Below are 8736 nucleotides of genomic sequence, written 5' to 3'. Positions count from 1 at the left end.
CCCTCGTGCAGCCCCTCTCGGCGCAGCAGCGCTCCCAAGGCTTCGCCCGCCAGCCCATGTGCCTCCGCCAGCACGCGCAACTTCTCCTCGGGCGTCCACTTCTTGGGGCTGACGGGCTTCTCCTCGGGCGGGGGCGTCATGGCCGCCAACTTATTCGCCTCCCGCAACCACTGCGACAGCGTCGGCTGGGAGACGCCCACCTGGCGGGCCAACGCCGCGGCACTCACCGCGCCGGGGCCCACCATCCGCTTCACCATCTGCGCCTTGAATGCATCCGTGTACGACACTGCGTCCTGCCTGCTCTCGCCCCCTGGGCGTTGTCAGCTCGGCACGTCAGCCGAGGCGACATCTTCCCTGACACAGGGGGGGAGTGCCTGCGCGAGGGCTTCGCCGCCGCCACCTGCTTCTTCGCCTTCTCCCAGGCCCACTGGAAGCGCCTACGCAGCACCAACGGCCTGGAGCGCCTCCACGGTGAGGTGAAGCGCCGCATCCGCGCTGTCGGCGCCTTCCCGGACCGCGCCAGCGCCCTGCGCCTCATCATCGCCGTCGCACTTGAAGTCACCGGTGTCTGGGATGACCGCCGCTACCTTGACATGTCTCTGCTGAAATCAACCCCTGACACTTCCGCTGCATGACGCCGCCGAGGAGCCTTCCTCCCCCGAACCCCCTCCGAACCAACTACACAGGATTCGGGACTTGACCCTGTTGCACCGCCGCACGGACGGGAACGCCCCCGCCCTCGCTCTTCGCCGCGCCCTGAGCGCTACGCAGCCTTCTTTCCCATCGGGAAGTAGCGCGTCGCGTTCCGCTCTCCCGCACTGCGCACGCGGCCCTCGTGCTTCAAACGCATCATCGGCCGATGAAGCGCACGTGGCTTTTCTCCGACGCGTGCGGCGATGACCGTCATCGTCTCGCCCGGACATGCCTGTACCGCATCGAGCAACCGCTCCGCGAGGCCGGCGACGGCACCTGAAGAGCGTCGGACTCTCGTCCCTCGCCGCTGCGTCGCCACGGAGGGCACGGGAGCCACCGCCGAGAACGCTCGCTCCACCGCCGCCTTCACCAGGCGTTGCTGCTCCACCATGTGCTCGTGGACCAGTCGTTCAATCTTCGATTCCAGCGTCGCAGGGGTTTTCGTCCGCATCCGCCACGGGTTGCACACCGCGACGACGGCCTCAACACCTCCCCTGAACGGTTACCGTGCGGCGGCCCTCGGTGCTCCCGATGCCCAGCAGGTGCCAGACCGCTGGCACCTGCTGCTCAATGCACGGCAGATGGTGGAGCGATGGCTGACGGGGGCTCACGCACGCCTTCGGGTGCTCCCCGAAGTACCGGGGGTGGAGTCCTCCCTCGTGCGCCGTCACGCCAGCTTCCCTCGTACTCGGAGCGAGGAGCGCGCTGGCGAGGAGAGCCCTTGCTGAGAATCAGCCGCACCCTGAAGCTGGCGAGAGCCACGGTGCGCAAGTACGCCCGCGCGGAAACCTTTCCGGAGCGTGCTGTCCGAGTACCTGGTCCGAGTATTCTCGACCCCTTTCTGCAGTACCTGGAGCAGCGGCATGCCACCGGGTGCGCGAACGCGCTCGCCCTCTGGCGGGAGATTCGTGCCAGGGGCTTCGGAGGCACGTCGCGGCAGGTCCATCGCTGGCTGCAGACTCGGCGCACGGCCCCAGCGCGCTCAATGCCCCGTATGCGCTGCGGTAACGCCCCAAATCCCACGAACCCGCGCCCCAACGGGAGTTTCCCCTCGCCGAAGCAAATGGCTTGGCTTTGCGTCCAGCCACAGTCCGCGCTCGCGGCCACGGAGGCCGCCACCCTGGCTCGTCTCAAGCAGGATGCGGAAGCGGCTCGCGTCCTGGCGCTGGCACGTCGCTTCTGCGAGTTGGTACGCGAACGCGGCGTCACGCACGGTGCCGAGCTGACCTCGTCGTGCGCCACACCAGCCACCTTCGAGCAGTGGCTGGCCGAAGCGCGCACGTGCGGCGTGCGCACGGTGGAGACCTTCGCGCAGGGGCTTGAGCAGGACGGCGATGCCGTCCGGGCGGCGCTGACCACTCCCTGGAGCAACGCCCAGGCAGAGGGCCAAATCACGAAGCTCAAGTTCCTCAAGCGCCACATGTTCGGCCGCGCCAGCTTCAACTTGCTGCGTCGCCGCGTGCTGCTCACCGCCTGAGATTACCCATCACATAACGAGCGGGAGAGCCACGGAATCGGGGCAGGCTCACTGGAGCAGGGTGGGACGAGAGGGAACGGGCGGGATGGTGAATCCGAGGCACTCCGGGAGGTTGAGAGGTAAGGGCGCGATCCTGCTGGGGTTTCGCTCCTCGCGGTTGCGGGTTCGAATCCCGCTCGCGGCAAGGTTGTTTCCGGGACGTAGCTCAGCTTGGACAATAGCGCGCGCATGGGGTGCGCGAGGTCGCTGGTTCGAATCCAGTCGTCCCGATTGCCACTACCCCGTCATCGGCGAGCAGAGCTCCACCAGGACGCCGTTGAGGTCTCTCACGTAGGCCACCATCTGGCCCCAGGGCTTCTGCTTGGGGGGCTGCGTGGCCTCGGCGCCCGCCTCCACGGCGCGCGCGTAGGCGGCGGCCACGTCGGCGGTGACGAGCGCCAGTTCGATGGCCGCTGCGTCCTCCTTCGGACGCAGATGACGCACGGTGAGGCCATGCTCCTTCGCCGCGCCTTCCTCGACGAAGGCCAGGGCGGTAGTGCCTGTCTCCAGCTCCGCGTAGGTGCCACTCTCGTGGATGAAGCGGCGCGCCAGTCCGAAGGCCTTCTCGTAGAAGGCGATGGCGGCGCTCACGTCCGGTACGTAGAGGATGATGTAGCCGAGCTTCATGGCGGACTCCTGTCGGTCAGTGGGACGTCTGTGTGAGGGCGTCGTCACATGGATGGCGCGCGCCTGTCTTGAAGGAATCGGACAGCGCTCAACCCACGAGTGCGGTGGGGGACACGCCGGCCAACTCCCGCACGTCTCGTGACAGATGCGCCTGGTCCGCGTAGCCGCATTCGAGCGCGACGTCACTCAAGTCCGCGCACTCACGGGAACGCACCAGGGACACCGCTCGCTGGAAGCGCAGGACGCGCGCGAGCAGCTTCGGCGGTACGCCCGCTTCGTTCAGGATGTCCCGGTGCAGGGTGCGCTCACTCACGCCCAGCGAGCGAGCCAGCTCGGCCATGCGTACCTGCCCCGACGAGGCTTGGAGACGTCCCAGGGCGTGGACGGCGCGGGGCTTCGCGACACTCCGGAAGGAAGCCCAGTGTCGAGCGATGGTGTGCTGGAGCAGAGCCATGGCCCGGTCCGGCGAGGCGCAGTCTTCCATTCGCCGCTGAAGCTGTGCGAGGGCAGGCGAGCAGTCCTGGACGGAGACGTTGAGTCCGCAGAGTTCACGCGGACTGACACCCAGCAGGGTCTGCGCCCAGCCAGGACGGAGCCGGACGCCCAGGCTCACCTCGCCGGGCTCGAGGTCCACGAGGACGAAGCGCTTCATGGGGCCGACGACAGCCAGCCGGGGAGCGGCCAGCCACACCGGGCCTGGCGCGTGGTGGAAGCCGAAGATGAGGTCGGTGCAGCCATCCGGGAGCACCCGGTGCTGGCGGGGGAGGGGCTCGCCGCGGTGAGGCTTCCGGGGCACCCAGAACTGCCAGAACGCGTCCACTGCATCCGCCATCTCGGCGGGCGGTGCCCACTGGGTGTAGCCCTGCTGCTGTGCGTCCTCCGCCATCACGTCCCTGCTTACACCACTGGGAGCGGCGTCGGTACGTCAGTCCCTGAGTGGCCCGCGCGTCCGTTCGCCCAAGAAAGGAGCGGTGGCCATGACGACAGTGAACCTGACGAACCGGGTGAATCCCCTCCCCATTGATTCCGAACCGGAAGACCTGTTCGACGGCATCGCTTCCTTCTGACACCGAGCCCCGTGGCTGGGGCGCCCCCGCGCTCCTTCAGTTGTGCGGTGTCCCCGGCGTGTGGCAAGTGAGAGGTCCCTCTTGCTGGACACACCGTGAGCCCGGTCACCCTGCAAATCAACCTCGCGCCCACGGACCATCCGCACGCGCGCCTCATCCTTCCGCATCAGCTTCGTCAGCTCGGTCCCTCCGTGCAGGAGGTGCTGCTCGTGCTGGACCTGCACCGCAGCCAGGGCAGCCGCTTCGCGGGGGCGTGGCTGGAGCGCAAGCCGAAGATGGACGCGTTGCTGGCGGAGCTTTCCTCGGCGGACGCGCGCATCCGGGTGGCGGAGGTGGACTACTCCCCCGCCGTCACGAAGGCGCTCTCCGAGCAGTTCTTCGGAGGCACCCGGCTGCCCATGAAGGACTCGCGCGGCGGGCCCTTCCATTCCTACTTCTTCGGGCTCGCGGCGGCGAAGCACCCGCATGTGCTGCACCTGGACGCGGACATGCTCATCGGCGGCGCGTCGCGCACCTGGATGGCGGAGGCGGCAGCGCAGCTCGCGTCGCGCGAGGAACTGGTGAGCTGCAGTCCGTTGTCGGGCCCGCCGCGCGCGGACGGGACGATTGCGGGAGACACGCGCTGGTACGCGCCCGATGCACAGGGCTCCCACGCGTTCCGCTTCCGGCGCTTCAGCAGCCGGGCCTTCTTCGTGGACCGCGACGCCCTGGCGCGCCGGGTGGGCCCGCTGCGAGCGAAGCTGGCGCCGCCCATTCATGTGCTGCGGGCCTTGCGCGCGGGCAATCCGCCGTACCGCGAGCCGGAGAACCTCATCACCCGAAGGCTCACACGCCGTGGCTTGTGGCGGCTGGACTTCCTGGGCGCCGGGCCCGGCCTGTGGACATTGCATCCGCAGTACCGCTCGCCCACGTTCTACGAGCGGCTGCCGGAGCTGATTTCGCGCGTGGAGTCAGGGGACATGCCTGACGCCCAGCGCGGCCAGGAGAACGTGCAGGACTGCCTGGTCGACTGGTCCGACGTGCGGGCCGCGCGGCGGAAGTGGTGGCGGCGCGGGTAGTGCCAGCACCTCCGCCTGGGGCCTCTGGTGTCAGCCCAGGGGCGACTCGGAGGTGACGATGCCGTCCAGGTCCGCGTAGAGGGAGTGGCCGGGGCGGAAGGTGACTCCGGCGAAGCGGACCTCCACGTCGCGCTGTCCCTCATCGCGCTTGAGGCTCTTGAGCGGGTGGGTGCCCAGCGCCTTGACGCCCAGGCGCATGCGGCCCACGTCCTCGGCGTCGCGGATGCAGCCATTCACCACCACGCCCGCCCAGCCATTCTGCTGGGCGAGCAACGCGAGCTGGTCTCCCAAGAGCGCGCAGCGGCGGCTGCCTCCGCCGTCCACCACCAGCACCCGGCCCTGACCGGGCTCCTCCAGGGCCTTTCGCACGAGGGAGTTGTCCTCGGGCGCTCGCACCGTGCTGATGGGGCCCGCGAAGGTCCGGACGCCGCCGTAGTCCTGGAACCCGGGCTCGGCGATCTGGAACCGCGGCGTGCCCGCGTGGGCATCGCAGAGGTCGGCCGTCTTGAAGTCGGTGAACGTGCTCATGGGCTCGGAGCCTTCTCAGTCCTCGCGGGATGACGCAACGTCCAGGGCGCGCAGGTCCTCCTCCGTCAGTTGCAACGTGAACGCACCCAGCAGCTCCTGCGTCTGGCTGGCGGACGTCGCGCTCGCGATGGGCGCGACGATGGTGGGCTGGGCGGCGAGCCACGCGAGCGCGACCTGGGCGAAGGTCGCTCCCGGATGCCGACGCGTCACGGCGTCCAGGGCATCAATCACCGCCCAGCCGCGCGCGTTCCCATGCCGCTTCAGCACGCCTTCGGCGCGGGCCGACTTCGGAGGCGGCTGCTCCTTGCGGTACTTGCCCGTCAGGAAGCCGGAGGCCAACGCGAAGTAGGGCGCCACCACGAGCCCTTCGCGTTCGCAGAGGTCTCGGAGCGAGGACTCGAAGCCCTTGCGCTCGACGAGGTTGTAGTGCGGTTGCAGCACCGCGTACCGGGCGAGGTGGTCGCGGCGGGACACCTCCATCGACTCGGTGAGCCGCTGCGGGGAGTGGTTGCTGGTGCCCAGCGCGCGGACCTTGCCGGCGCGCACCAGCGCGTCGAAGGCCGCCATCGTCTCCTCCACCGGCGTGCCCAGGTCCTCGTAGTGCGCGTAGTAGAGGTCGATGACGTCCACCTGCAACCGGCGCAGCGAGGCCTCCACGCTGCGCTGGATGTGTTCGCGGCTCAGGCCCTTCCCCAGCTCTGTCTGCGAGCCCACCTTGGTCGCGATGACGACGCGCTCCCGGGCGCCGCGCGACTTCATCCACTTGCCGATGAGTGTCTCCGACTCGCCGCCGCGGTTGCCGGGGACCCAGCTTGAATAGACGTCCGCCGTGTCGATGAAGTTGCCGCCGTTGTCGACGAAGGCATCGAGCACCGTGAACGAGGTCGCCTCGTCGGCTGTCCAACCGAAGACGTTTCCACCCAGACACAGGGGGGAGCCCTGGAGGCCCGTGGTTCCGAGCGCCTTGCGTGCTTCGAGCTTCGTCTGGGGCATTGCCTGTCTCTCCCTCGATGGGTGGCCGGCGCGCGGGCCGTGGCCGGCGTAGCTAACGCGTCCCGAAACAGGGCGCAGGTCAAAATGCCCCGCTCATCGGAGCGAACGTCGCGCGATATCGAGCACTTCCCAGCGCTGCGGTTGCTCCGCGAGCAACGCGAGCCATGGCGCCACTTCGTCTCGGGCCGCGGCATTCGTGTCACGGAGCCGCTCGAGGACGGGCACGGCGCGGCTCAGGCCCAGCCGGGAGATGGACTCCAGCAGCGCCTCGCGCACGCTCGCATCGGGTTCGGCGCTGTAGCGGGCGGCGAGCGCATCAAGGCTCGCGGCGAGCTCCGCCACGGGCGAGGTCGCCAGGGCCCGTGCCGCCGCGGCGCGCACGTCGGGAGACTGCGCTGACTGGAGCAGGGTGCGGACCCGCGCCACCGACGGGCCTCTCACCGCTTCGATGGAAGACGCGCCCAGGAGTCCCGCCGCCGTGGCCGAATCGTCCGCGACGGTGGCCAGCGACACCGCGCGCTCCGCCACCACGCGGTAGCGGCCGCTGTTGCGAGCGGCTTCCTCCCGGAAGTTCTCCACCGCGGCCGCGCGGACCTCGGGCGCCGCGTCCGTCACCCAGTCGCGGTAGACGTCGCGGCCCTTGAGGACCTGGATGCCCAACAATTGCGTGGAGGGCTCCCCCGACTGTCGCAGTGAGCGAATCAACACGGCACGCAGGCGCGCGTCGGGTGTCTCCCTCACGCGGTCCACCAGCCGCTCCAGGATGCGGGCCTGACCCTCCAGCGCGTAGCGCAGCACCCAGGTGTCGGAGAGCAAGGCCAGCACGTCAGCGTCCTGCTCCTGGCTGAGGTGCCGCCAATGCACGTCCTCGGACAGTGACTCCACGAGCCCGCGGAGTTGTTCTCGCACGTAACGCCGGTACGCCGGTGAGGCGTGGCCCTGGCGATACTCCGCGAGGAGCGCGGTGACCTCACACGGCACCTCCTTCAGCGGCTGCGCATGCGCGGGCAGGGGCGGGAGCGCCGGACGTCCGGCGTCAGCGGAATGTGGCGCCGAGGCGTCGAGGACGGGTTCGATGTTCCTGTCTGGGGCGCTCCAGAGGCGTGTGCCTGCCACGGCTGCGCCCAGCGCCGCGGCGAGGAGGCCCCAGCCGAGCCTTCCGCGTGGACTCCTCATGGCGTCCGGGCCTCCACGTCCTCAGGGCAGCGGTGATACACGCGTTTGTTCAGCCACAGCCGGTCGAAGTCCACATGCCCCGCGTCGTAGAGCGCCTGGAAGTCGGCGACGTCTCGTGCGAATCGGCGGTCCTGCCTCGCGTAGTCCCGCACTTGGGACAGGGCAGCGGCGCCACCGGCCCGGAGCGTGTATCTCAGGATCGCCCAGCGCACGCACAGGCGCTGCTCTCCAGCAAACGCGGCGCTGAAGTGGTTCAGCACCACGCGCGTATCGCGGCCATCCGACAGCGCCAGGGCCGCCAGCTCCCGGACGTTGGCATCCGAGTCCTTCTCCAGCACCCAGGCCAGTTGCTCCACGGCCCGCGCATCCAGTCGCACGGACAAGGACGCGGCCAACTCCACCGACAATGCGCGGACGTGAGGGTCCTCGGACTCCCGAGCCAGTGTCAGGAGCCGCATGAGGTACGGCTCCACCGAGCTCCCTGTCTGGAAGTCGTTCTTCATCACCCAGCCCAGGGTTCTCACCGCGAGCAGGGACATGCCCTGCGGTGCCGTGCCGCTCCTGGCCAACGCCGTCAGCCGGTCCTGCGCAGGGGCGCCGAAGCGCGCCTGTGTCTCCAGTGTCCGCAGGGCCTGCGCGCGGTGGTCGGTGGAGGCGTGCTGCTCCGCCATGTTGAGGAGCCGCTCGGCCACGCGTGCATCCCTCACCGCGGAGGCTTCACGCAGGCCGGCCAGCAGCACGGCGGCTTCGGGCGCCGGCGCGGTGTCAGCCCCGTCGAGCACCTGGTGCGCGGCCTGGGCGTCTCCACCCAGGACTTCCGGAATCCGTTCGGTGAGGAAGGCGAGGGCGGCGGGGTCGTGCTGCGCCAGGGCCTGCTGGATGGCGGCGCGCACGGCGGGCAGTCCGTGGAGCTGTTCGAAGTCCAAGTAGCCCGCGCGGCAGGTGAGGCGCGCAAGCCGCTGGAGGGGTTGCTCGGCGGCCATGGCGGGGGTGGCGCCACACAAGAGGAAGGGCCAGAGCGCGCGGGTCCAGCCACGGGCTCGTGCGCGGAGGGCCTGGTTGTGGGGAGGGGAGGCGC

10 protein-coding genes, 1 tRNA gene and 1 pseudogene are annotated in these 8736 nt (G+C 69.6%); 4 read left to right on the top strand and 8 right to left on the bottom strand.

Annotated features, from left to right (window positions below; all coding sequences use genetic code 11):
- Window positions 1–287: transposase (locus tag HV824_RS33155; RefSeq protein WP_176425050.1), on the bottom strand; the 287-nt coding region annotated here is incomplete at its 3' end.
- Window positions 288–371: 84 nt separating this feature from the next.
- On the opposite strand from HV824_RS33155, the pseudogene HV824_RS33150 reads away from it, so the two are divergent.
- Window positions 372–635: pseudogene (locus HV824_RS33150) on the top strand (transposase); the annotation flags it as partial.
- A gap of 128 nt (window positions 636–763) precedes the next feature.
- Here HV824_RS33150 and HV824_RS33145 read toward each other — a convergent pair.
- Window positions 764–1144, bottom strand: coding sequence for a winged helix-turn-helix domain-containing protein (locus tag HV824_RS33145; RefSeq protein WP_217917950.1), 381 nt, complete (start codon window positions 1142–1144; stop codon window positions 764–766).
- Between the two features lie 270 nt (window positions 1145–1414).
- On the opposite strand from HV824_RS33145, the gene HV824_RS33140 reads away from it, so the two are divergent.
- Window positions 1415–2170, top strand: a complete 756-nt coding sequence (locus tag HV824_RS33140; protein ID WP_176425048.1) for a transposase — start codon at window positions 1415–1417, stop codon at window positions 2168–2170.
- Window positions 2171–2364: 194 nt separating this feature from the next.
- Window positions 2365–2440, top strand: a tRNA-Pro gene (locus tag HV824_RS33135).
- A 6-nt stretch (window positions 2441–2446) separates the two neighbouring features.
- Here the strand turns inward: HV824_RS33135 and HV824_RS33130 are convergent.
- Window positions 2447–2836: a VOC family protein gene (locus HV824_RS33130; protein WP_176425047.1), complete on the bottom strand. Its 390-nt coding sequence runs from the start codon at window positions 2834–2836 to the stop codon at window positions 2447–2449.
- An 88-nt stretch (window positions 2837–2924) separates the two neighbouring features.
- Window positions 2925–3722 carry a helix-turn-helix domain-containing protein gene (locus HV824_RS33125; RefSeq protein WP_255208534.1) on the bottom strand — a complete coding sequence of 266 codons (798 nt, stop codon included), beginning with the start codon at window positions 3720–3722 and terminating at the stop codon, window positions 2925–2927.
- Window positions 3723–3998: 276 nt separating this feature from the next.
- On the opposite strand from HV824_RS33125, the gene HV824_RS33120 reads away from it, so the two are divergent.
- Window positions 3999–4961: a hypothetical protein gene (locus tag HV824_RS33120; RefSeq protein WP_176425046.1), complete on the top strand. Its 963-nt coding sequence runs from the start codon at window positions 3999–4001 to the stop codon at window positions 4959–4961.
- 30 nt (window positions 4962–4991) lie between these two features.
- Here the strand turns inward: HV824_RS33120 and rraA are convergent, their stop codons facing one another.
- The 4 genes from rraA to HV824_RS33100 form a co-directional block, all read right to left on the bottom strand.
- Window positions 4992–5489 carry a ribonuclease E activity regulator RraA gene (gene rraA / locus HV824_RS33115; RefSeq protein ID WP_176425045.1) on the bottom strand — a complete coding sequence of 166 codons (498 nt, stop codon included), beginning with the start codon at window positions 5487–5489 and terminating at the stop codon, window positions 4992–4994.
- A gap of 15 nt (window positions 5490–5504) precedes the next feature.
- Complete coding sequence (locus HV824_RS33110) at window positions 5505–6482, bottom strand: aldo/keto reductase (protein WP_176425044.1); 978 nt, start codon at window positions 6480–6482, stop codon at window positions 5505–5507.
- Between the two features lie 93 nt (window positions 6483–6575).
- Window positions 6576–7658, bottom strand: a complete 1083-nt coding sequence (locus HV824_RS33105) for a HEAT repeat domain-containing protein (RefSeq protein ID WP_255208533.1) — start codon at window positions 7656–7658, stop codon at window positions 6576–6578.
- The coding region (locus HV824_RS33100) for a hypothetical protein (protein ID WP_306465659.1) at window positions 7655–8736 on the bottom strand (1082 nt) is incomplete at its 5' end. The genes HV824_RS33105 and HV824_RS33100, both read right to left, overlap by 4 nt.

It is taken from the genome of Myxococcus sp. AM009, assembly GCF_013372605.1.
In the GTDB taxonomy this organism is placed as follows: Bacteria; Myxococcota; Myxococcia; order Myxococcales; family Myxococcaceae; genus Myxococcus; species Myxococcus vastator.
This window is presented reverse-complemented; position numbering and strand designations above follow the sequence as displayed.